We start from the raw sequence: 22,978 nt of genomic DNA, 5'->3' as shown, positions 1-22,978 counted from the left end.
CCGGCGGTGGACCGGCCCGCGGGCATGGAGATATGCCGCTGTATGGGATTGTGGACAGGCGGCGATGCAGACCCGACCGCTGAAGCACAGCGGCGGGCCGGTGCGGCCGCAGACGCAATATCCGGCTGCCCCAACTCGAGCTGACGGGCAGCTGGTGGGGGCCGGCGGTGATAGAGAGGCTGTTGACCGGCCCGGACGGGGCTGTACGCGGCGACCAAATGAGCAGCGCGCGACAAAGAGCGGACGCCTGGCGCCGGTAACTGGGGATGAGCGGCCAGGAGGGCGTGCAGTGGGAGATATATCGGCACGGCCAGCGCCAGAGAGACAGGGGGCATAAGGCGCGGCACCGACGCGGTCAGCGGCGGCGCTTTTTAGCGCAGACCGAACTGGGGGCTCTCGATCACCGCGCGCATCTGGCACAGGCAAAAGGGGTGCCCGGCAGGGTCGAGCATGACGCGCCAGCCGTCGTCAAACTGCGCCGCGGCCACCGTCGCCCCGCACTGGAGCGCATGGGCAACAGCCCCATCCAGATCGTTCACGGCAAAGTCGAGGTGGGCCATCTGCTGCTGGGCGCCGGGCTCGGACGGCCAGACCGGCGGCGTGTACGACGGCTCGCGCTGAAAGGTGATGCCGGGATAGGCCCCCTGCGCCGCGCCCGGCGGGCCCACGATGGCCCAATCTCCGTCGTGATAGGCGATCTCCCACCCGAGCAGGGAGGCGTAGAACCGGGCCAAGGCGCAGGGGTCTTGACAGTCCAGGGTAAAGGCGTACATTTTGATCTTCAGCTGATCGCTCATAATCAGATACCTCCTGTGAAAAGCCCGTGTGGGGCGGACGGCCCTATAGGGCTGCGTTTTTTACAGTCTAAGCGCTGGCGGCGGGAATGTCAAACCGCTGCCGGACATGTAGAGTGTGCGCGGCAGCGGCGGCTGGGGCGGCGGCGAAAGGCGGGCAGTTTGCCGGTGGCGCCGGGGGGAGGAGCGCCGGGGGATGGGGCAGCGCGGCGGGCGTGCCAGTACCGGGGATGGCGCCGAGCGGCGCCGGAGGTGCTAAAAGGGGCGAAAAAAAGAGCCGATACCGTTTGTGGTATCGGCTCTTGGCTATATGGTGAAAACTAGAGTTCGAGATCGACCTGATAGTCGCCGTCGATGCGGATATAGTCGCAACCGTACCGCTTACAGGCGGCCAGATTGCTCCGGTTTTCGGCCAGCAGCGCCTGCTGGTCGCAGCTGTCGCTCTGCCGCCACTCGATATCGCTGGCGTGGGAGAGGATCTGGCGGTAGTGCTGCCGGATATAGTCTTCGCTGAAGAGCAGGCAGCGGTACTGGATGTGGGGCAGATACCAGGCGTCGAAGTCGTCGCGCCAGGTAAAGGGGATGTAGCAGCCCTCGATGACCAGATCCTGCCGGTTCTCGATGGCGGTCTTGGCCATCTCGCACACGATGGGCCAGAGATAGCCGGTCAGCGCCTCGTCGCTGCTGAGCGGGGTCAGGTCGGTGTGGCCGCTGCGGATGAGCCCCATTTTGAGGTGGTCGATCGAGAGGTAGGGGAACCCGTATTTTTCGAGCAGACGCTGGGCCAGCAGCGTTTTGCCGGTGTGGGTGCCCCCGGCGATAAAAACGACCATGCGATATCTCCTCCTGCACAGATATAGTCCCGGGGCCGGCCGGGGAGCAGTTTAGGCGAGAGCGGCGGCGCTTACTGCCCGCCGTCGCCCGGGCGGCTGTCTGCCGGGGGAGTGGCGGGCAGGTCGCCGGTAAATTCCAGCTCTTCCTTGGGCGGGGTGGCGGCCTCGATCTTTTCGCGCTCGGCCTTTTTGCGGGCCTCGATCTTTTTCATGGTGCGGCGCTGGAAAAACTTGCGCACCGCGTAGACGGCCAAAAAGACCAGTAGAAAATATACCAGCGACTGCCCTACGATGTAAGACGTCTCTGCCAATGCCTGATTGTTCACGTTCTGCCTCCTGAATGATTGCGTAAGGTGGTAGTAGTTAGCCCGGCGGGGACCGGCCACGATATGGGCGGCGGCCCGGCCGCGCCGCGACCGGTACCCGCCGGTGTGCAAGAGCACCTAAAAAGGGGTGGCAAACCACACAAGGCGATTATACCACACCCCTTCATGGGTATCAACTTGCCGGGCCGGTCAGTTGTGGGCGGCCGGGTGGATGCGGTGCTCGTACCGGCGGTGCAGCAGCACTAAGCAGAGGACGAGCAGGCCGATGGAGACCGCCAGCGACAGCAGTGCGCTGGTGGTGAAACCGGCCACCAGATAGCCCACGAAACAGCATCCCGCCGCCACGGTGGCGTAGGGCAGCTGGCTGGAGACGTGGTCGATATGGTTGCAGCCGGCGCCGGCCGAGGAGAGGATGGTGGTGTCGGAGATGGGGGAGCAGTGATCGCCGTACACCGCGCCGGCCAGGATGGCGGCGAAGATGATGGGGATGAGCTGGGGCGCCGAGTGGCGCGAGATCTCGACCGAGATGGGGATGAGCATGGCGAAGGTGCCCCAGGAGGTGCCGGTGGCAAAGGCCAGCAGCCCGGCCACGGCAAAGATGACGGCCGGGAAGATCTGCAGCGGGAAGTGAGAGCTGCGCACCAGCTCGCCCACGTATTTGCCGGTCATCAGGTAGTCGCTGCACACGCTGCCGATGGTCCAGGCCAGCACCATGATGGTGATGGCGCTGATCATCGACTTGATGCCGGTGGTGACCCCCTCAAAGAATTTGGAGAAGGTCATCAGCCGGCGGGGGATATACAGCACCAGCGCCACCAGCAGCGCGCCAAAGGCACCGTAGGTGAGCGAGCGGTTGGAGTCGGTGTTGGCAAACGCCTCGAGCAGGCCCACCTTTTGACCGTCTACCGTGCTGCCCAGGCCACCGGTGATGAGCATGGCGGTGACGGTAAAGACGATGAGTGAGGCGATGGGCAGCAGCAGGTCCCAGATGGTGCCGCGGTCGGAGGCCTCGACCTGGCTGAGCTCGTCGCCGCTCTTGCCGCCCCGGTCGGCGCCGGGGATGACTTTGCCCTCCAGCGCCTCGTCCTCGAATTTGGCCATGGGGCCGAAATCCAGCTTGGTGACGGCCAGCACCACCAGCATGATGACGGTGAGGATGGCGTACATGTTAAAGGGGATGGACTGCAGGAAGGTGGCCATGCCGTTTTGGGTGGCGCCGGTGTCGGCCAGCACCGAGATGGCGTAGGCGGCAAAGCTGGAGACCGGCGCGATGGCGCAGATGGGGGCGGCGGTGGCGTCGATGATATAGGCCAGCTTGGCCCGCGAGATGAGGTGCTTGTCGGTGATGGGGCGCATGACGGTGCCCACCGTCAGGCAGTTAAAGTAGTCGTCGATAAAGATGAGCACGCCCAGGCCGCTGGTGGCCAGCATGGCCCCGGTGCGGTTCTTTATTTTTTTAGAGGCCCAGTCGCCGTAGGAGCGAGAGCCGCCGGACATGGTGACCACGCACACCAGCGCCCCCAGCAGCGACAAAAAGATGACCATATAGGCGTTGTCGCCCAGCTTGCCGGTGATGATCTCGAACATCTCGGTCATGGCGCTGATGGGGTTGCCGCGGGTGTAGATGAGCAGCCCGGACAGGATGCCCAGAATGAGCGAAGAGATGACCTCTTTGGTCACCAGAGCCAGCACGATGGCGATGAGCGGCGGCACCAGTGACAGTATGCCAAAGTTTTCCATTGTATATCCCCCTGCAAAAAAGCGGTAAAATAATAGGGAACAGCGCCGCGGGCGCTGTTCCCACCCACAAAAAACGGCCGCTAAGGCCTTTACTCTATTCCTACACACAAATTTAGCATACCTGTCGCCAAAATACAACAGAATCTACACATTCTGGGCTGATCTTGGGGACTCTGGCCATGATTTTCCAGCCCATCTGCCCGTTTGGCTTGCTTTTGCCGGCCCTGTATATTAAAATGAACTAGAATATTGAAAGCGCACCGACTGGCTGCCGCGGCCCCTGTTTACAGGGCTTTGCCGGCCTGCGGGGCGCCCCCTGAGGAGGAAGAGCTATGCCCCGCAAGTTTCTCATCACCACCGACTCCACCACCGACTTTGACGCCGGTTACATCAAAGAGCACGATATCCACATGGTCCCGCTGTCGTTTCAGCTGGAAGGTAAGCTGTACCCCGACCTGAATGCCGGCGACGGCGGCGATTACAAGTGGTTTTACGACCAGCTGCGCCACGGGGCGATGCCCACCACCACCCAGGTGAACCCCGGCGACGCCCGCGACTTTTTTGAGCCGCTGATCAAAGAGGGATACGATATCCTGCACCTGGCTTTTTCCTCTGGTCTCAGCGGTACCTACGGCAGTATGGTGGTGGCGGCCGACGACCTGATGGCTGAGTACCCCGACTGCAAGATCGTGGTCATCGACTCGCTGTGCGCCTCGTTGGGGGAGGGGCTTTTGTACCACCACATGCGCCGCCTGCAAGACGAGGGAAAGACGCTGGAGGAGATCGCCGACTGGACGGAAAAAAACAAGCTCAAGGTGTGCCACATCGTGATCGCCGACGACCTGCACCACCTGCAGCGGGGCGGCAGGGTCTCGAAGACCACGGCCATCGTGGGTACGATGCTGGGCATCAAGCCCATCATCCATCTGCTCGATGAGGGCAAGCTCATTCCGGTGGGCAAGACCCGCGGCCGCAAGGCGGGCATCAAGAACCTGTTGGATACGATGGCCGAGAAGTTTGTCCCCGAGGAAAACGACTGTGTATATATCTGCCACGCCGACTGCCTGGACGACGCCCAGGCTATGGCCGCGGAGATCCGCCGCCGCTTTGGTGTAAAGGAGATCTACATCAACTATATCGGCGCGGTCATCGGCAGCCACACCGGTACCGGGACCATGTCTATCTTCTTTATGGGGGATAAGCGCCAGTAGTCCGGCAGCAGGCCGAATGAAAAAAGTGGCAAGAGGCCCGACACTGTGTAAGACAGTGTCGGGCCTCTTGCTTTTTGCTGCCCGTATGGACGGAGAGGTTGCAGCTGCTTTATATATAGGTATTTTACAATATGTTTATGAGGTTGCTTGCTATTTACCGACGCCCCAAAAAATAAGATCAGTGCAAAACAGCAGCTGAATAAGCAACTGTTTTGTAACAATTGTGATAATATGCAGAAATTTGTTTATGTATTTATTGGCTACATGCAGATATCTGAAAATAACAGTTATTACAAAAATAGATATAGATACTTTAAAAATTTTTAATTGATTTTATAATTATGGATATAGAGCGGTTGGGTATACAAAACACATATAAATTTTGCAAAGAAGGGGTGTAATGATGAAAAGGATCGTTTTGGCATGTACGGTGCTGTCGATGCTGCTGTCGCTCGCGCTGACCGGTTGCGGGGACGGCAAAGACGGTGGCGGCAGTGAGAGCAAGTGGAACAGTATCGTCTACGTCTGCTCCAACCTGGGGGACAAGTCGTTTTGCGATGTCTCCTGGAAAGGGGTGCAGGATGGAGCCGAGGACAACGATATCGGCACGGTCAAGTGTATCGAATTTGGCCGCGACACCAAATCGAAGATGGAGCCTACCATGGTGGATGCGGCGGACGCCTATGACCTGATCGTCTCCTCGGGCGGGGAGATGCTGGAGATCGTAGAAAAGATCTGGGAGGACTACCCTCAAAAGCGCTTTATCATGTTTGATATCGACCCGCTCTATGAAAATAAGATGACCAACGTGTTCTGCATCAACTTCCGCCAGAATGAGGGGGACTTCCTGGCCGGTGCGCTGGCCGAGAAGATCTCGAAAACGGGAACTATCGGCTATGTGGGCTCGATGGAGGCGGTGGTCATACAGGACTTTATGGTCGGCTACATTGCCGGCGCCGTGTACGCCGACCCCAACGCCAAGGTGGCGGTCTCCTATATCGGCAACTCTCAGGACTCGCCCAAGGCCAAGGAGCTGGCCGGTATCCAGATAAACGTAAATAATGCCGATGTGCTGCACCAGGTAGCCGGTGCGGCCGGACTGGGGCTCTTTCAGGCCTGCCTGGAAAATGGGAAGAAGTGGGCTATCGGTGTGGACGCCGACCAGCGCAACTATTTTTTAGAGACCGATCCGGAGCTGGCTGATGTGATCTTGACCTCTATGGAGAAACGGACCAACGTGGCGGTGCGCGAAGCCATCAACAAGACCTATGCGGGCAAACTGGCTTATGGCACGCTGGAAAAGTGGGGCGTGGCTAAGAAAGTGACCGTTTTGGCCGAAAACGACTTTTATAAGGAGCATGTGCCCGCCGAGGTGCAGGCGTATATAGACGACCTGGAAGAGAAGGTGGCGGCGGGGAAGATCGAGATCGACTCCGCTTACGGGATGGATACCGAGACCTATAACGCGCTGCGCAACAGCGTGAAGCCGTGAATGCTGCGAGAGAGGCGCCGAGGAGAGTGGCGTTGTTAAAGACGGCGCTCTGCCCGCAGAGCTATAAAAAGCACAGTCTCATATTATAAAGGACGGCAGAATGTGCGCACGGCAGCCGGCGTTTGTGGCTGTTAGCCGGTGTGATTTGTGCATATATGTAAAGGGACATGCCGGGCCTAGGGCGGAAAATAAACCGTTTTGTGTAAGACGACCGGTGTTAGACTGCTTTTTTCTATCTTAGACAAGTGGGCTCCCCAGCCATTTTTGCGGATAGTCAATTGCCTGAATTTTTCTGTCAATCCATCGGAAAAAGCATTCTGCATGAAAGAAATGCAGCAAAACATAAAATAGAAACGTTTTTAATACAAGAAGTTATGGTGTAATTGCACAATAAGGATGGCGGCCATTTTTGGAAAACAGAGAAGATAGCCCCCAGCCGTTGACCCGGCGAATGGGCAATGCTAGAATGGGCGCAAATCAAGTCCCCCCGTGGGGCTGATAGGGAGGAGAACAACAATGAAAAAACTCATGGCAATGCTGCTGGCCTCGGCCATGCTGTTGTCGGTCGCACTGACCGGCTGCGGCGATGACAAGGATGGTGGCGGCAAAGAAGGCAAGCTGAACAGCATCGTCTACGTGTGTTCGAACCTGGGCGACAAATCATTCTGCGATGTCTCTTGGAAAGGCGTGCAGGAAGGCGCTAAAGTAAACGATATCAGCAAGGTAAAATGTATCGAGTACGGCCAGGATACCAAATCGAAGATGGAGCCCACCATGGTCGACGCGACGGACACCTACGATCTGATCATCGCCTCCGGCGGTGAGATGGTTGAGATCGTCGAAAAATTCTGGGAGGATTACCCGGACAAACGGTTCATCATCTTTGATGTGGACCCCCTGTACGAGAACAAGATGTCCAACGTGTTCTGCATCAACTTCAAGCAGAACGAGGGCGACTTCCTGGCCGGCGCGCTGGCCTCGAAAATGTCTAAGACCGGCACAGTCGGTTATGTAGGCGCCGCAGAAGTGGTGGTTATTCAGGACTTCATGGTCGGCTACATCGAGGGTGCTGTCTACGCTAACCCCAACGCCAAAGTGGCTGTTTCTTACATCGGTAACTGGTCTGACTCCCCGAAAGCCAAAGAGCTGGCCAACGTACAGATCACCGTCAACAATGCAGACGTTCTGCACCAGGTAGCCGGCGGCGCCGGTCTGGGCATGTTCCAGGCCTGCTTGGAAAACGGCAAGAAGTGGGCCATCGGCGTGGATGCCGATCAGCGCGACTTCTTCCTCGAGACCGATCCGGATCTGGCTGACGTGATCCTGACCTCTATGGAGAAACGGGTAAACGTCGCTCTGCTGGAGGCCATCAACAAGACCTATGCGGGCGAGCTGTCCTACGGCACGCTGGAAAAATGGGGCGTTGGCAAACAGGTAACTGTGCTGGCCGAGAACGACTTCTATAAGGAGAACGTTCCCGCCGACGTACAGAGCTACATCGACGATCTGGAGACCAAGATCACCAACGAAGAGATCGAGATCAGCTCGGCTTACGGCATGAGCACCGAGACCTACAACGCGCTGCGCGACAAGGTAAAACCGTAACGAACGGATCTTCCCTTTAAAAACAGCTTTTGATAAAGAGGACCGAGCGATAAAGGCTCGGCCCTCTTTTTTGCTGTGCAGGCCGAGCGCCGGTACTTTATAACGGTGCTGGTGTGACATATGATGGGGTACATGGTGGGGAAAAGCGATTTGTGGCCCACGGTAAATGCGCACATGCTGCAAAATATGTTGAAAAGAGGGCCTGACAGGTGCATGGACACAAGAGTGTCTCCTAAAAGAATAGGTATACAGTGCGGTTTTAGTGATTAGAACAACAAGATCGCAAAAAGCAATTTGCAACATATACAAAAAACGAATAACCTGTTAATGCGATATGTTGAATATGTCTTTTTTGTGTTGACGGCTTGAAAACGGCGATGGTATAATCCATTTATCAAATTTGCCAATCCTGGCATTTTAGGAGAGAAGGAGAATACCAATGAAAAAACTCATGGCAATGCTGCTTGCCTCGTCTATGCTGTTGTCAGTTGCGCTGACCGGCTGCGGCGACGACAAAGACGGCGGCGACGGCAAAGACGGCAAGTACAACAGTGTCGCGTATGTCTGCGGCAACATCGGTGACAAATCTTTCTGTGACGTATCCTGGAAAGGCGTGCAAGAAGGCGCCGAAGACAACAACATCAAATCGAAAGTCATCGAGTACGGCGCCGATACCAAATCGAAGATGGAGCCTACCCTGAACGATGCTGCTGACACCTACGACATCGTAGTTGCCTCCGGCGGTGAGATGGCTGAGATCCTGGAGAAATTCTGGGAGGATTACCCGAACAAACGGTTCATCCTGTTTGATATCGACCCCGATTACGACAACAAGATGTCCAACGCTTTCTGCATCAACTTCAAGCAGAACGAGGGCGACTTCCTGGCCGGCGCGCTGGCTCAGAAGATGTCTAAGACCGGGACCATCGGCTTTGTCGGCGGCGGTGAGGTCGTTGTTATCCAGGACTTCCTGGTAGGTTACATCCAGGGTTCCAAGTACGCCAATGAGTCTGGTAAAGTGGCGATCGCTTTCATCGGTAACTGGACTGACTCGGCGAAAGCCAAAGAGCTGTCTGGCGTACAGATCAACACCAGCAACGCCGACGTGCTGCATCAGGTGGCTGGTTCTGCCGGTCTGGGCCTGTTCCAGGCTTGCCAGGAGAACGGCAAGAAATGGGCTATCGGTGTTGACGCCGACCAGCGCAACTACTTCCTCGAGACCGATCCGGATCTGGCTGACGTTATCCTGACTTCCATGGAGAAAAAGTGTGACGTTGCTATCCGTGACGCTATCAACAAGACCTTTAAAGGTGAAGCCGAGTACGGCACCTTGGTAAAATGGGGCGTTGCTGAGGGCGTAACCGTTTTGTCGGAGAACGACTTCTACAAAGAGAACGTTCCCGCTGACGTACAGTCTTACATCGATGATGTCGAGGCGAAGATCACCGCTGGTGAGATCAAGATCGACACCATGTATGGTATGGCTACCGACGTGTACAATGCTCTGCGTGACGGCGTTAAAGCCTAAGCTTTTAGTAAAGTACTTACAAGCGAGCTATTCATTAAAGAGAGCGGACTTTATGTCCGCTCTCTTTTTGCGCTCATTTAAGACGGACATGACTTGCATAGGGCTGCATTGGATTTCATTAGAAAGAATTGCTATAAAAAAGAGATAGAATAGATGGCAATATAAAAATCAAATTCGTAAATACTTGCTATGGTGTATAAAATTATTTGTCTATATGCATAAAAAAGAAAATAAATTTTGTGCATTAAAAAATGAGGGTGACAAAAATAACATACAAAGTGCACGAGAATATAGAGCTGGGTTACAGCAAAATGTTAAATCTCGGGACAAGCAGTTGACGGCAAATTTACGCAAGTGCTATAATCCAGTTGTTGATTTTGCCAATCCTGGCAATCTTGAAAAGAGAAGGAGAAAACACACATGAAAAAACTCATGGCAATGTTGCTCGCTTCTGCCATGCTGCTGTCGGTCGCACTGACCGGCTGCGGTGATGACAAAGACAGCGGCGACGGCAAAGACGGTAAGTACAACAGTGTCGCATTCGTTTGCGGCAACATCGGCGACAAGTCCTTCAACGATGTATCCTGGAAAGGTGTACAGGAAGGCGCCGAGGAGAACAACATCAAATCGAAAGTCATCGAGTATGGCGCCGACACCAAATCGAAGATGGAGCCTACCCTGAACGACGCTGCCGACACCTACGATATCGTAGTTGCCTCCGGTGGTGAGATGGCCGAGATCCTGGAGAAATTCTGGGAGGATTACCCGAACAAACGGTTCATCCTGTTTGATATCGACCCTGATTACGACAACAAGATGTCCAATGCTTTCTGCATCAACTTCAAGCAGAACGAGGGCGACTTCCTGGCCGGCGCGCTGGCTCAGAAGATGTCTAAGACCGGGACCATCGGCTTTGTCGGCGGCGGCGAGGTCGTTGTTATCCAGGACTTCCTGGTAGGTTACATCCAGGGTTCCAAATACGCCAACGAGTCTGGTAAAGTGGCGATCGCTTTCATCGGTAACTGGACTGACTCGGCGAAAGCCAAAGAGCTGTCTGGCGTACAGATCAACACCAGCAACGCCGACGTGCTGCATCAGGTGGCTGGTTCTGCCGGTCTGGGCCTGTTCCAGGCTTGCCAGGAGAACGGCAAGAAATGGGCTATCGGTGTTGACGCCGACCAGCGCGATTACTTCCTCGAGACCGATCCGGATCTGGCTGACGTTATCCTGACTTCCATGGAGAAGAAATGTGACGTTGCTATCAAATCCGCTATTAACAAGACTTTCTCTGGCGAGCTGGCTTACGGCACCCTGGAGAAATGGGGCGTTGCTGAGGGCGTAACCGTTCTGTCGGAGAACGACTTCTACAAAGAGAACGTTCCCGCTGACGTACAGACCTACATGGACGATGTCGAGGCGAAGATCACCGCTGGTGAGATCAAGATCGATACTATGTATGGTATGGCTACCGACGTGTACAACGCTCTGCGTGACGGCGTTAAAGCCTAATTTACTAAACTAAATAAAAAAGGCAGACCTTTTGGGTCTGCCTTTTTTTGTGTTTTAGGATGGATAACTCTTTTTTGTACAGGTGTATTATTTACCGATAGAATACGATATATTGTTATAAGATCGCGTGTTTTCAAAATTTTACACCAATACATCAGAGGATATCAGCTGTATGCCCTATGTGCAAAACCGAGAAATATCTTTCTGATATTTGTGTTAAATAAATAATAGCCGATACCTAATCGACCGATGTAGGAGGGGGACTTTTCCGCAGAACGCATGCAGAACGTATATCAAATAGATCGGTAGGGGCATGTTTCCTGTGTGGATGGAGTCAGAAACGGCAGGGCGATAAAACGAGCATGGATTAGTTGGGAGATGGGGGATAAGGCAACAGGACGTAACAACAGTTTAAATGATGAAAAATACACCCCTTTTTCGCTTTTAAGTCGCGAGATGATTTCCTCCTCTAATTTATGAATATATGGAGAACGATATATGGCCATTAAAAGACACAATTTTGGTTAGGGAAAGTAAAGATAAGGGGAGAAAGATGGGGGTCATGTGCTTTTGGATAAACTGGTGTATAAAAAAGTCTGTGCTGTATAAAAGGTGAGCTTTTGCGACTTGAAAAGACCAGTGGAAGAGTTTACTGCTGTAAAAATATAAATATAAAGGTAAAAGTAAGTGGATTTTGAGGGCTGTATTACCAAATCTATTAATTTGCAATTGATAAATACAGGAAATGACAGAGAAGAGAATGAGTAGCTGTTAAATAATGACGGGGGAGCTCAGAATAGGGATCTTGTGGTATCAGATCCAAAAAGAGATATGTGTGGGTGGGAAACAAAAGTGTAGTGGATAATCTTTCCTATATAAATAGAGGGAACCGGCAAAGCAGCAGTTATTTGAGATGAGAGCACAAGGCGATCTGGCGAAGCAGGTATGCGTAGATGCGCAGAGAAAGTACTGGAAAAGAAGGGTTTACTTGGAGATGAGCAAGTATACCGTATATGGGGAGACTGCCTGCCGGGCGCTTTTTATACGGGGCCACGGCTGCCAATGGTACCAAAGGAGCGGGAACTGGTTTAGCCAAAAATACGAATTGTATAGAAAAGACCGCTTACTCACTATATCCCCCAAATAGGCCGCTTTGGGCAATATGCCGATGAGTCCGGCAAAAAACGACATGAAAATGGCCTTTTTGGCAGGTAAAATTCGGTTTTCTATTTAGCATATACTCAAAAAGTTGTCAGGTTGCATAAAAACCCAAAGTGTGATATGAGCAATAGGTAGGACTTCTTCATTTTCTGTTTACATTTAGTATGGAGTTAGGTAAAATTTATGGTAGTGAAATTGGTATCGGTTCGTCGCACGTCGTTATAGTGTGGCAACATGGTTTCTCTCGGTACTGATTTTTAGATCTTTTAACGGGGTCTAAAGCATCACAAAATTATGCTGAAGGCAGCTGCCTTTTTTAAGTTAGCTGCACAACAGTAAAGTACGAGGTGATTGTATGCCAGAAGAAATTCTACTAATGGATAACATTACGAAGGTGTACGCCAACGGCTTCGTGGCGAACAAAGACGTAACATTATCCGTTCGTAAGGGCGAGATACACGCGCTGTGCGGCGAAAACGGCGCGGGTAAATCTACCCTTATGAAGGTTCTCTTCGGTCACGAGAGCGCTGAAGAGGGCAGGATCGTTCTGCGGGGTGAGGAAGTAAAATTCGCAAACTCCATCGAGGCGATCAAACACGGCATCGGCATGGTTTGGCAGCACTTTATGCTCTGCCCCTCCCTGACTGTTGCGGAAAACTTGGTACTGGGCATGGAGCCTTCTAAGGGCGGCAAGTTCGGTCCCATGAACATCAACAAGGCCATCCAGATGGCCGAGGAAGTATCGAAAAAATACAACCTCATCGTTGATCCCAGAGCAAAAGTGGAAGACCTGCCGGTCGGCCAGAAACAGAAGGTCGAGATCCTGAAAGCACTGCTGCGCGGCGCTGAGATCCTGATCCTCGACGAGCCCACCGCTGTTTTGACTCCGCAGGAGACAGAAGAGCTGTTCGTTGAGCTGAAGAACCTCAAAGAGATGGGTCACACCATCATCTTTATCTCTCACCATCTGGATGAGGTCAAGTCCCTGTGCGATCGGTTTACCGTTCTGCGCCTGGGCAAATCTGTCGGCGGCGGCGAGATCAAAGACGTGACCGTACAGGATATCTCCAGAATGATGGTCGGTCGTGACGTTATGCTGAAGATCGACAAGACGCCGGCTCAGCCCAAAGAAGTCGTGCTGAAGATCCGTGATCTGAAGTACAACAACGATGAGGGCCGTCCTATCGTCAAGCAGTTCTCGGCCAGCATTCGCCGCGGTGAGATCGTCGGTATTGCCGGCGTTGAGGGCAACGGCCAGCGCGAGATCTCGGAGATCGTTACCGGCCTGATCCCCCACAGAAATGGTGATATCACCGTTTGCGGCACTGACATCCGTGGTATGAGCGTGCGGCAGATCCGTGAGCTGGGCGTGTCCCACATCTCTGAGGACCGCATGACCTACGGCTGCTCGGAGAACTCCTCGGTGAAAGAGAACATCATCTCTGACAGATATTACAAAAAAGAGAACAATAAGGGCATCTTCCTCAACAACAAGAAACTGGATGCCGATGTTGATCAGAACATCAAGGATTTCCTGGTAAAATGTGATGACAGAACGCAGCCGGTCAGAATGCTGTCTGGTGGTAACATGCAGAAAGTCGTTGTGGCCAGAGAGTTCTCTAGTCATCCCAACCTGGTAATTGCCAACCAGCCCACCCGCGGTATCGACGTTGGCGCCACCGAGTTCATCAGAAGAAAACTCGTCGAGCTGCGTGATGAGGGTGCTGCTGTGCTGCTGATCACCGCTGACCTCAACGAGGCGCTGGAGCTCAGTGACAGCTTGATCGTCATGTACGAGGGCGAGATCGTCGCATACTTCGAGGACGCCTCTCAGGTGACCGATTTTGTGCTCGGCGAGTACATGCTGGGCATCAAGAGAATGTCCGACGAGGAAATCGGGAGGGTAGCATATGAGTAGCAAAACTATTGAAAAACGCTTCGATGCTATGAAGACCGCCATTGCTATCTTGATTTCGCTGGTGCTGTCTTTTGCTCTGGTAGCCATCGTGAGCGATGATCCTGCAGAGGCTCTGCAGACATTCGCACTTGGTCCTCTGAGTAACCTGCGCCGTATGGGCAACGTTATCGAGCTGACCATTCCTCTGACTTTTGCTGGTGTCGCCGTTTCTATCATGTACTCGGCCAACCAGTTCAGCATGATCACCCAATCCACCATTTATGCTGGCGCCTGTATCGGTTCGTGGTTCGCGATCTATGTGACCCTGCCCAAAGGCCTGCATTCGGCGTTCGTCATTTTAATGGCTGGTATCGTCGGTATGGTCCTGGCGGCTATCCCCGCCATCATGAAGGTGAAATGGCAGGCATCTGAGGTCGTTTCCTCGATCATGATAAACTACATCATCATGCAGTTTACCTTGTGGTTCCTGCTCAACGTTTACAAAGATCCTACTGCAGGCTTCAACTGCTCTTACAAATTTAAAGAGAGCGCTCGCCTGACCAAGATCGTTACCGGTACTCGTATCCATACTGGTCTGTTTGTGTGTATCGCCGCTGTCATCTTCGGCTACATCTTCCTGTACAAGACCAAATGGGGCTACGCTATTCGTGTAGTTGGCCAGAACCAGGAGTTCGCCCGTTACTCTGGTATCGCTGTTGCTTCCGTTATGATTTACTCTCAGGTCATCGGTGGTCTGATCGGCGGTATCGGCGGTGGTGTCGAGATCATGGGCCTGTTCCAGCGCTACACCTGGGAGGCTCCTCCGTCCTACGGCAATGACGGCCTGATGGTCGGTATCTTGGCGAAGTACAATCCTCTGTTCGTTCCGTTTGCCGCGCTGTTCCTGGCTTACATAAGAACTGGCGCTGACATCATGTCTCGTATCACTGACGTTCCCGTTGAGTTCGTAAACATTCTGCAAGGTGTTGTCATCATGCTGGTCGCAGCTGAGATGTTCCTGGCCAAATGGAAACATAAACTCATCGTTAAGAACGCACAGAAACAAGAAATTGCAAAGGAGGCTGCGAAATAAATGGAAAGAGTTTTTTCTGCAATCTTTAGCACATCCTTCTTTGTATCTACCCTGAAGCTGACCACCCCTATTCTGCTGGCTGCCTTGGGCGCTATCTTTACTGATAGAGCCGGCGTTCTGAACCTGAACTTGGAAGGTGTTATGCTGGCGGCTGCTCTCGGTGGTGTTCTGGGTTCTGCCTGGACCGGCAGTGTGTTTGTCGGTATCTTGTCGGCTATCCTGATCGGTATGATCATTGCCGCTGTACTGGCTTATGTCGGTATCTACCTGAAATCCAACCTGGTACTGGCCGGTACTGCTTTGAACTTGTTCGTAACTGGTGCTACCATTTTCGTACTGTTCATCGTCACCGGTGAGAAAGGTACTTCCACTGCTCTGAAGAGTGGCAAGATACCCAAACTGAACATCCCCTTTATTAAGGATATTCCGGTTGTGGGCAAACTGCTCTCCGGCCACAGTGTAATGACCTACTTCGCTTTCCTGTGCGTATTCATCGCCTCGTATCTGATCTACAGAACTGCGATCGGCCTGCGTATCCGCGCTGTCGGCGAGAACCCCGACGCTGCTGAGTCTGTGGGTATCAACGTAAAGACCATCAAGACTGCTTCGCTGCTGATCTGTGGTTTCTTCGCTGCTCTGGGTGGCTCGTTCCTGTCTATGTACTACGTATCTTGGTTCCAGAGAGATATGACTGCTGGTCGTGGCTTTATCGCTCTGGCAGCTATGAACCTCGGTAACTCGACTCCTGTTGGTACGATGCTGGCAGCTCTGCTCTTCGGTGCTTCCGAGCAGCTGGGCAACGTGCTGCAGGTTATGAAAGTTCCCCCTCAGATCGTGCTGATGATCCCCTACTTTGTGACTCTGGTCGGCTTGGTGCTGTATGCCATCCGTCGTGAGTCCAAGATCAAAAAACTGAAAGCTAACAACTAGTTTTCTGGCATACGGCAAAAGGATAGCCTGCGGGCTATCCTTTTGTTTTGGCCGGAAAAATTGCAGGTCTTGATGGAGGAAGGTGAAAAATACTTTGCCTGATCAAAGTGATCTGTAGCAGTTGAGGCAGCTGAGGCGGCTGAGTGAATTAGAAGAAGAGGAGAAAAAGATGTTAGAGACTGGTTTGATCAATCGGCCCATGAGTGACCTTTTGGTGTCGCTGGGGCACACGGACTGTATCGCTATTGCTGATGCGGGCCTGCCACTGCCTGTTGGTGTTCCGGTAGTAGATGTTTCACTGAAGGTAAATATGCCGACCATGACCGATGTTTTAGAAGAAGTGCTGCAGTATTTTCTCTGCGAGCGTTACCTGTTGGCGGCAGAGTTGGAGCGGGCGAACCCGTCGATCTATCGACAGACGACTGACTTGTTACAGAAGTCGCTGGGGGCACCTGAACGGGAGATCATCAACCATGAAGATCTCAAGCGAAAGTTGAGCAGTTGTAAGGGGATCATCCGTACTGGTGATTTCCATGCTTATAGCAATGTACTGCTCTATGCGGGATCGAGTTCGCGCTTTACCCGGGAGTGCACGTGATAGCGCTTTGACTGGCAGCGGCCGTATATTATAGTAACTAAAGACAACTGTTTTAAGAGGCCGGCAATATGCTGGCCTCTTTTTGATCAGGACTTTTTTAAGATAGCAGGCCCAATTTAGCTGGCAGACGATGTGACGATGTCATGAGGTAACCGGAGTAATGCCGATAAAGTAATAAGGATACAATATGGCCACACGTGAAATTGCGATGTGTATGATAGCCGTGTTTTGCGAAGGACAAGTCTGGAACAGTACGGAGAACTTCTATCTGTATGGAGCCAAATGCTCTGCTCGATCCGAACATTGATAGTTCACTTTAGTATAAATTGAAAGTGGGTACTTACTTGGAAAAATAGAGGAACGGCTCTAAAATCGCTATACAGAGACCGATGGGCAGATGAGCAGTAGGGCAGATGGGCGGTGGAAAGAACAGGGGAGAGATCGGGTGATTTTTTGATGGGATGGTAGGTGGTGGTAATGTGTATTTGTATGAAAAAGCTAAGAGGTTGGACAAAATGACCGTGCCCCCTGTATTAAATGATCGAGATCTCTTGCTGGATAAGGGATCTATCAGCCCGGTGATGGCAGAGTAACAGTATTTCATTTTCTACAGAATAGGCCGCATTTTATAAAAAGAAGGATAAAAGTACGATCGTTTGGCTGCCGGTTGCTTGCCCTGTTTAGGTAGGCCTGGTTGGGCGATATTGGGGCAAAACAGCCCATGAAAATATGGGAGGAAACTTCTTTTCTATAGTGATACGCCGCAGAATGGCTAGAGAGGAGTATTGTTTAAATATTTTGCAGGCAGTCATGGTCGCCCGGTATTTGTCTGCTGCATACTTCTAAAGGCATATACCCAGACTTTCACCAACAGAGGTAGAAATATTCATATTTTTCAGGCAAAATAGGAATATCCCAGCAGCGGTGACGCAGGCAGCCCATAAAATGGCACAAAACCACAGGAAATAATTGATTTAATATGCACAAGTGTGGTACAATAAAGCAAATATGTGCCAATCTATATTTAGGAGGAATCCGACCGATGAAAGGTATCGTTTTAGCCGGTGGGGCGGGTACCAGACTGTACCCCTCTACCATTGCGTGCTCCAAACAGATGCTGACCATATACGATAAACCGATGATCTACTATCCGATATCCACGCTGATGCTGGCGGGGATCCAGGATATTTTGATCATCTCTACCCCCCGGGATATTGTGGGGTTTGAGGAGCTGTTTGGCGACGGCAGCCAGTTGGGCCTGCGCATCAGCTACAAGGTACAGGAGGCCCCGCGCGGGCTGGCTGAGGCCTTTATTCTGGGTGAGGATTTTATCGGCGATGACAATGTGTGCCTGGTGCTGGGCGACAACATCTTCTACGGTTACTCTTTCACCGAGCGGCTGAAAAACGCCTGTGCCCGCGAAGATGGGGCCACCATCTTCGGCTATCATGTGAGTAATCCCCGCGAGTTTGGCGTGGTGGAGTTCGACGATGACGGCACCGTGCTCTCGATCGAGGAGAAACCGGCCCAGCCCAAATCGAACTATGCGGTACCGGGCCTGTATTTTTATGATCACCGGGTAGTGGAGATCGCCAAAAATGTACAGCCCTCAGCCCGCGGCGAGTTGGAGATCACCTCGGTCAACAACGCTTACTTAAAAGAGGGAAAACTGAAGGTGGAGCTGTTTGGCCGTGGCATGGCGTGGCTGGATACCGGTAACCACCGGGCGATGCTGGATGCCGCCAACTTTGTGGAGGCGGTCCAGACCCGGCAGGGCCTCTACATCGCCTGCTTGGAGGAGATCGCCTACCGCAACAAATTTATTGATAAAGAGCAGTTGCTGGCGCAGGCAGAGCGCCTGAAGAGCACCGAGTACGGGCAGTACCTGTTCCATGTGGCCGAGACGGTAAAAGTAAAGTAAAAGGAGATGGATCCGATGAAAGTGCTGATTACCGGCGCCAATGGTCAGCTGGGCAGCGAGCTGCGCAGAGACCTGGCCAGTGGCCGGACCGAGCTGGGGGAGATCCCGGCGGCATTAAAGAGTGCCCAGGTCGTTGGTGTAGACGTGGCGGAACTGGACATTACCGATGGACCGGCAGTGCAGCAGTACCTGCAGAATAATCCGGTAGATGTGATCATCAACTGTGCGGCGATGACCAATGTGGACGGCTGTGAAAAAGAGCTGGAAGTGGCCTTTAAGGTAAACGCACTGGGCGCGCGCAATCTGGCGATAGCAGCGGAAGCCATCGGCGCCAAACTGATCCACGTCTCTACCGACTACGTATTTGCCGGCGATGGCTTCTCCCCTTATATAGAGTGGGATCTGGTGAATCCCAAGAGCATTTACGGCAAGAGCAAGGCGCTGGGCGAGCAGTATGTGCAGACTTTCTGTTCGCGGTACTTTATTGTGCGCACCGCCTGGCTGTATGGCTATGAGGGGAACAACTTTGTCAAGACCATTATGCGGGTGGCCCGCAAAAACGGCAGTATCAAGGTGGTGGACGACCAGCTGGGCAACCCCACCAATGCGGTGGACCTGGCCCATCACCTGCTGAAATTGGCCGCTACCGAGCAGTACGGGATCTACCACTGTACTGGGACCGGTATTTGCAGCTGGTATGATTTTGCCAGCAAGATCGTGGAGCTGGCGGGCATTGACTGCCAGGTAAACGCCTGCACCACCGAGGAGTACGGCAGCCCCACCCGGCGGCCGGCCTATTCGGCGCTGGACAACATGGCTCTGCGCTGCACGGTAGGCGACGAGATGCGCCCCTGGGAAGAGGCGTTAACCTGCTTTTTTGAGAATTACACAGAAAGTGAGAAGGCGTAATATGAAGACTTATTTGGTGACCGGCGGCGCCGGGTTTATTGGCTCGAACTTTGTGCTGTATATGCTGGGCAAATACGACGATGTAAAGATCATCAATCTGGACAAGCTCACCTATGCGGGCAATCTGGAGAACCTGACCGAGGTGGAAAACCACCCCAACTATCGTTTTGTACAGGCTGATATCTGCGACAAAGAGGCTGTTGAGAAACTGTTTGCCGAAAATGAGATCGATTACGTGGTCAACTTTGCCGCCGAGAGCCATGTGGACCGCTCTATCTCTAATCCGGAGATCTTTGTGCAGACCAATGTGCTGGGCACGGTCAACCTGCTGAGCGCGGCCAAAAACGCCTGGCAGGTAGGGGACGACACCTACAGAGAGGGCTGTAAGTTTTTGCAGGTGTCGACCGACGAGGTATACGGTTCGTTGGGTGAGACGGGTTTCTTTACCGAGACCACGCCGCTGGACCCCCACAGCCCCTATTCCTCCAGCAAGACTTCGGCCGATTTGTTTGTGAAAGCCTACGCCGACACCTATAAGTTCCCGGTGAACATCACCCGCTGCTCCAACAACTACGGGCCGTATCAGTTCCCCGAGAAGTTGATCCCGCTGATGATCAACAACACGCTGCAGCACAAAGATCTCCCCATTTATGGCGACGGCATGCAGATCCGTGACTGGCTGTATGTTGAGGACCACTGTAAAGCCATCGACATGGTCATCCGCGATGGCAAGCTGGGCGAGGTCTACAACGTGGGCGGCCACAACGAGCGGCCCAATGTGGTCATCGTCAAGACCATTATCGAGTACATTAAAGAGAACGTGGACAGCGCGGTAGGCGAGCACATGATGAAACATGTGGAGGACCGCAAGGGACACGATCGCCGCTACGGTATCGATCCGGAGAAGATCAAAAACGATCTGGGTTGGTACCCGGAGACCACCTTCGAAGTGGGGATCAAGAAGACCATCCAGTGGTATTTGAGCCATAAAGAGTGGATGGAGAATGTGACCAGCGGCGCTTACCAGGCGTACTACGAGAAGATGTATGCGGGCAAATAGAACATAAAATAGAGCGAAATAGAGTGACAAACACCGCTGTTTTCACTCTATTTCGCTGTGTATATACGACAGTGACCGGCAGTGATCTTGCCGTTGAGCTGTTGTGGGGAGGCACCGCGCTTTTTAACGAGTGCGGGTCCCTGCATTTGTGGCGGGCATCATAGTCTCGCGGTGCGCACACGAAAACTGTATTTGCGTGCGCCACCGTGTGGCGGTAGCCTCGTCGCGCTTACTTAGGATTGGGAGGAGCACATGATGGGCAAATTTACTTTTATAGAGACTGGGATCCAAGGACTGGTGATCGTGGAGCCGACCGTATTCGGCGACGACCGCGGGTATTTTATGGAGACTTATAATTATAACGATTTTAAAGAGGCCGGGCTGGACATGGTGTTTGTGCAGGACAACCAGTCCAAGTCGAAAAAAGGCGTACTGCGCGGCCTGCATTTTCAGAAGAAAAATCCCCAGGGCAAGCTGGTACGGGCCATCAGCGGCGAGGTGTACGACGTGGCGGTGGACCTGCGCCGCGGCAGTGAGACCTATGGCCAGTGGCGGGGCGTCCTGTTGAGCGCTGAGAATAAGCGTCAGTTCTATGTGCCGGAGGGGTTTGCTCACGGCTTTTTGGTGATGAGCGACACGGCCGAATTTGCCTATAAGTGCACCCGCTTTTACGACCCCAGCGATGAGGGCGGTCTGATGTACAATGACCCGGACATCGGTGTAGAGTGGCCGATCGCCGAGGACATGGACATCCTGCTGTCGGATAAGGACAAGAAAAATCCCTCGTTTAAAGAGCTCAACGCGTAGGGCCGGGCAAAGGAGAGTCGTTTTGAATAGGTTAAAAGGCTATTTTAATGCTCTGGCCAAGTACCGATACCTGCTGGAGGATCTGATCTCGCGGGATATCAAGGTCAAATACCGGCGCTCAGTGCTGGGACTGGTATGGAGCGTACTCAACCCGCTTTTGATGATGATGGTCATATCGGCTGTGTTTTCGCACATATTTCGCTTTGAGGTGGAAAATTTCCCCATATACTACCTGACTGGTTCGACGCTGTATAACTTTTATTCGGAAGCTACCAGTTCGGCGATGACGGCGATGACCGGAGCAGGGGCCCTGATCAAAAAGGTGTATATCCCCAAATATGTGTTCCCGCTAGAGAAAGCATTGTTTGCCTTTGTCAACATGCTGTTTTCGATGATCGCCGTCGTGTTGATGATCTTTATTCTGCGGGCTCCGGTGCACTGGACGCTGCTGTTATCTCCTATCCCTATGCTTTATATGCTGGTCTTTTGTATCGGTATCGGCCTGATCTTGAGCGCGCTGAGCGTTTTCTTTAGAGATCTGGTACATCTGTACGGTGTGTTTTTGACCGCGCTGGTATACATGGCGCCTATCATTTACCCGATGGAAGCGATCCAAAACAGCAAAGCGCTGGTAACAGTGGTCAAGTGTAATCCGCTCTACTACTATATCGACTACTTTCGCCAGTTGGTCATGAAGGGGACGATCCCCGGATTGACTGAGAACTTGATCTGCATTGGATTTGCCGTGGTATTTTTGGCACTGGGCCTGTGGATCTTTAAAAAGTGCCAGGACAAGTTTATTCTGTATATTTAGGAGGTGGGGACTTTGGATAATCGCGCCGTCGTGGTGAGAGATGTCGAGATGCACTTCAACATGAGCAAAGAGAAGATCGACAGCATCAAAGAGTACCTCATCAAATTTGCCAAACGGCAGCTGTTTTTCGAGGATTTTGTGGCGCTGAAAGACGTCTCACTGGACATTGAAAAAGGAGATGTATTCGGTATCGTGGGCCTCAACGGATCGGGCAAGAGCACGCTGCTGAAAGTGATCTCGGGCATTTTAAAGCCCACAAAGGGTTCGGTGGAGATACGCGGGACCGTGGCCCCGCTCATCGAGCTGGGGGCAGGCTTTGATATGGACCTGACTGCTCGGGAGAACATATTCCTCAATGGCTCGGTGCTGGGCTTTTCGCGCCAGATGATGAAGGACCGTTTTGACGAGATCGTAGAGTTTTCGGAGATGCGGGAATTTTTAGATGTGCCCATGAAGAACTACTCCTCCGGTATGGTGGCCCGAGTCGCTTTTGCAGTGGCCACCATTACTCGGCCGGATATCCTCATCGTCGATGAGATCTTGGCAGTAGGCGATTTTCGCTTTCAGGAAAAGTGTGAGCGGCGTATCAACGAGATGATGAGCGGCGGCACTACGGTCATTATCGTATCCCACTCCATCGACCAGATCGAGCGGCTGTGTAACCGTGTCATGTGGTTGGAGCGCGGGCATATCAAGATGCTCGGCGACAAAGACACCGTTTGCAACGCCTATAAAGAGAGCTAGAATAAG

Annotated in this window: 19 protein-coding genes; 15 read left to right on the top strand and 4 right to left on the bottom strand. The window is 53.0% G+C overall.

Annotated elements, in window-relative coordinates:
• Positions 1-371: 371 nt before the first annotated feature.
• From H8K20_RS07940 to H8K20_RS07925, 4 genes are all read right to left on the bottom strand, one after another.
• Positions 372-797, bottom strand: a complete 426-nt coding sequence (locus H8K20_RS07940) for a VOC family protein (protein ID WP_105204790.1) — start codon at positions 795-797, stop codon at positions 372-374.
• Positions 798-1,114: 317 nt separating this feature from the next.
• Positions 1,115-1,627, bottom strand: coding sequence for a P-loop nucleotide/nucleoside kinase family protein (locus H8K20_RS07935; protein WP_186488017.1), 513 nt, complete (start codon positions 1,625-1,627; stop codon positions 1,115-1,117).
• Positions 1,628-1,698: 71 nt separating this feature from the next.
• Positions 1,699-1,953, bottom strand: a complete 255-nt coding sequence (locus tag H8K20_RS07930) for a hypothetical protein (RefSeq protein WP_186488016.1) — start codon at positions 1,951-1,953, stop codon at positions 1,699-1,701.
• Between the two features lie 189 nt (positions 1,954-2,142).
• A complete protein-coding gene (locus tag H8K20_RS07925) occupies positions 2,143-3,693 on the bottom strand; it encodes a Na+/H+ antiporter NhaC family protein (protein ID WP_105204787.1) in 1,551 nt (516 codons plus the stop codon).
• A 332-nt stretch (positions 3,694-4,025) separates the two neighbouring features.
• On the opposite strand from H8K20_RS07925, the gene H8K20_RS07920 reads away from it, so the two are divergent.
• From H8K20_RS07920 to H8K20_RS07850, 15 genes are all read left to right on the top strand, one after another.
• Positions 4,026-4,904, top strand: coding sequence for a DegV family protein (locus tag H8K20_RS07920; protein WP_105204786.1), 879 nt, complete (start codon positions 4,026-4,028; stop codon positions 4,902-4,904).
• Positions 4,905-5,307: 403 nt separating this feature from the next.
• Positions 5,308-6,396, top strand: a complete 1,089-nt coding sequence (locus H8K20_RS07915) for a BMP family lipoprotein (RefSeq protein ID WP_186488015.1) — start codon at positions 5,308-5,310, stop codon at positions 6,394-6,396.
• 516 nt (positions 6,397-6,912) lie between these two features.
• Positions 6,913-8,001 carry a BMP family lipoprotein gene (locus H8K20_RS07910; protein WP_186488014.1) on the top strand — a complete coding sequence of 363 codons (1,089 nt, stop codon included), beginning with the start codon at positions 6,913-6,915 and terminating at the stop codon, positions 7,999-8,001.
• A 451-nt stretch (positions 8,002-8,452) separates the two neighbouring features.
• Positions 8,453-9,529: a BMP family lipoprotein gene (locus H8K20_RS07905; protein ID WP_186488013.1), complete on the top strand. Its 1,077-nt coding sequence runs from the start codon at positions 8,453-8,455 to the stop codon at positions 9,527-9,529.
• 420 nt (positions 9,530-9,949) lie between these two features.
• Positions 9,950-11,038, top strand: a complete 1,089-nt coding sequence (locus H8K20_RS07900) for a BMP family lipoprotein (RefSeq protein ID WP_105204781.1) — start codon at positions 9,950-9,952, stop codon at positions 11,036-11,038.
• A 1,537-nt stretch (positions 11,039-12,575) separates the two neighbouring features.
• Positions 12,576-14,117 carry an ABC transporter ATP-binding protein gene (locus tag H8K20_RS07895; RefSeq protein ID WP_341480832.1) on the top strand — a complete coding sequence of 514 codons (1,542 nt, stop codon included), beginning with the start codon at positions 12,576-12,578 and terminating at the stop codon, positions 14,115-14,117.
• Positions 14,110-15,189 (top strand): ABC transporter permease, encoded by a 1,080-nt coding sequence (locus tag H8K20_RS07890; RefSeq protein WP_105204778.1) that lies wholly within the window; start codon positions 14,110-14,112, stop codon positions 15,187-15,189. The genes H8K20_RS07895 and H8K20_RS07890 overlap by 8 nt, the downstream gene beginning before the upstream one ends.
• On the top strand, positions 15,190-16,119 hold the full coding sequence (locus H8K20_RS07885; protein WP_105204777.1) for an ABC transporter permease: 930 nt from the start codon (positions 15,190-15,192) through the stop codon (positions 16,117-16,119).
• Between the two features lie 169 nt (positions 16,120-16,288).
• Positions 16,289-16,717 carry a D-ribose pyranase gene (rbsD, locus tag H8K20_RS07880; RefSeq protein WP_186488012.1) on the top strand — a complete coding sequence of 143 codons (429 nt, stop codon included), beginning with the start codon at positions 16,289-16,291 and terminating at the stop codon, positions 16,715-16,717.
• A gap of 1,042 nt (positions 16,718-17,759) precedes the next feature.
• Entirely contained in the window at positions 17,760-18,638 is an 879-nt protein-coding gene (gene rfbA, locus H8K20_RS07875; RefSeq protein ID WP_154867401.1) for a glucose-1-phosphate thymidylyltransferase RfbA, read from the top strand.
• A gap of 15 nt (positions 18,639-18,653) precedes the next feature.
• Entirely contained in the window at positions 18,654-19,547 is an 894-nt protein-coding gene (rfbD, locus tag H8K20_RS07870) for a dTDP-4-dehydrorhamnose reductase (RefSeq protein WP_186488011.1), read from the top strand.
• Between the two features lies 1 nt (position 19,548).
• A complete protein-coding gene (gene rfbB / locus H8K20_RS07865; RefSeq protein ID WP_154867397.1) occupies positions 19,549-20,607 on the top strand; it encodes a dTDP-glucose 4,6-dehydratase in 1,059 nt (352 codons plus the stop codon).
• Between the two features lie 255 nt (positions 20,608-20,862).
• On the top strand, positions 20,863-21,414 hold the full coding sequence (rfbC, locus tag H8K20_RS07860; RefSeq protein WP_105204772.1) for a dTDP-4-dehydrorhamnose 3,5-epimerase: 552 nt from the start codon (positions 20,863-20,865) through the stop codon (positions 21,412-21,414).
• A 22-nt stretch (positions 21,415-21,436) separates the two neighbouring features.
• The gene (locus H8K20_RS07855; protein WP_243206199.1) at positions 21,437-22,228 is read left to right on the top strand and encodes an ABC transporter permease; all 792 of its coding nucleotides are present in this window, start codon (positions 21,437-21,439) and stop codon (positions 22,226-22,228) included.
• A 48-nt stretch (positions 22,229-22,276) separates the two neighbouring features.
• A complete protein-coding gene (locus H8K20_RS07850) occupies positions 22,277-22,972 on the top strand; it encodes an ABC transporter ATP-binding protein (protein ID WP_186488227.1) in 696 nt (231 codons plus the stop codon).
• Positions 22,973-22,978: the final 6 nt, after the last annotated feature.

The sequence above is a fragment of the Neobittarella massiliensis (ex Bilen et al. 2018) genome, assembly GCF_014269355.1.
GTDB lineage: Bacteria > Bacillota > Clostridia > Oscillospirales > Ruminococcaceae > Neobittarella > Neobittarella massiliensis.
This window is presented reverse-complemented; position numbering and strand designations above follow the sequence as displayed.

Coding starts and splice junctions, on each gene's coding strand:
- rfbD (WP_186488011.1), top strand. CDS start 18,654: ATGAAAGTGCTGATTACCGGCGCCAATGGTCAGCTGGGCAGCGAGCTG.
- H8K20_RS07910 (WP_186488014.1), top strand. CDS start 6,913: ATGAAAAAACTCATGGCAATGCTGCTGGCCTCGGCCATGCTGTTGTCG.
- H8K20_RS07895 (WP_341480832.1), top strand. CDS start 12,576: ATGGATAACATTACGAAGGTGTACGCCAACGGCTTCGTGGCGAACAAA.
- H8K20_RS07905 (WP_186488013.1), top strand. CDS start 8,453: ATGGCAATGCTGCTTGCCTCGTCTATGCTGTTGTCAGTTGCGCTGACC.
- H8K20_RS07940 (WP_105204790.1), bottom strand. CDS start 797: ATGAGCGATCAGCTGAAGATCAAAATGTACGCCTTTACCCTGGACTGT.
- H8K20_RS07915 (WP_186488015.1), top strand. CDS start 5,308: ATGAAAAGGATCGTTTTGGCATGTACGGTGCTGTCGATGCTGCTGTCG.
- rbsD (WP_186488012.1), top strand. CDS start 16,289: ATGTTAGAGACTGGTTTGATCAATCGGCCCATGAGTGACCTTTTGGTG.
- H8K20_RS07890 (WP_105204778.1), top strand. CDS start 14,110: ATGAGTAGCAAAACTATTGAAAAACGCTTCGATGCTATGAAGACCGCC.
- H8K20_RS07935 (WP_186488017.1), bottom strand. CDS start 1,627: ATGGTCGTTTTTATCGCCGGGGGCACCCACACCGGCAAAACGCTGCTG.
- H8K20_RS07885 (WP_105204777.1), top strand. CDS start 15,190: ATGGAAAGAGTTTTTTCTGCAATCTTTAGCACATCCTTCTTTGTATCT.
- rfbB (WP_154867397.1), top strand. CDS start 19,549: ATGAAGACTTATTTGGTGACCGGCGGCGCCGGGTTTATTGGCTCGAAC.
- H8K20_RS07925 (WP_105204787.1), bottom strand. CDS start 3,693: ATGGAAAACTTTGGCATACTGTCACTGGTGCCGCCGCTCATCGCCATC.
- H8K20_RS07900 (WP_105204781.1), top strand. CDS start 9,950: ATGAAAAAACTCATGGCAATGTTGCTCGCTTCTGCCATGCTGCTGTCG.
- H8K20_RS07920 (WP_105204786.1), top strand. CDS start 4,026: ATGCCCCGCAAGTTTCTCATCACCACCGACTCCACCACCGACTTTGAC.
- H8K20_RS07850 (WP_186488227.1), top strand. CDS start 22,277: ATGCACTTCAACATGAGCAAAGAGAAGATCGACAGCATCAAAGAGTAC.
- rfbA (WP_154867401.1), top strand. CDS start 17,760: ATGAAAGGTATCGTTTTAGCCGGTGGGGCGGGTACCAGACTGTACCCC.
- rfbC (WP_105204772.1), top strand. CDS start 20,863: ATGGGCAAATTTACTTTTATAGAGACTGGGATCCAAGGACTGGTGATC.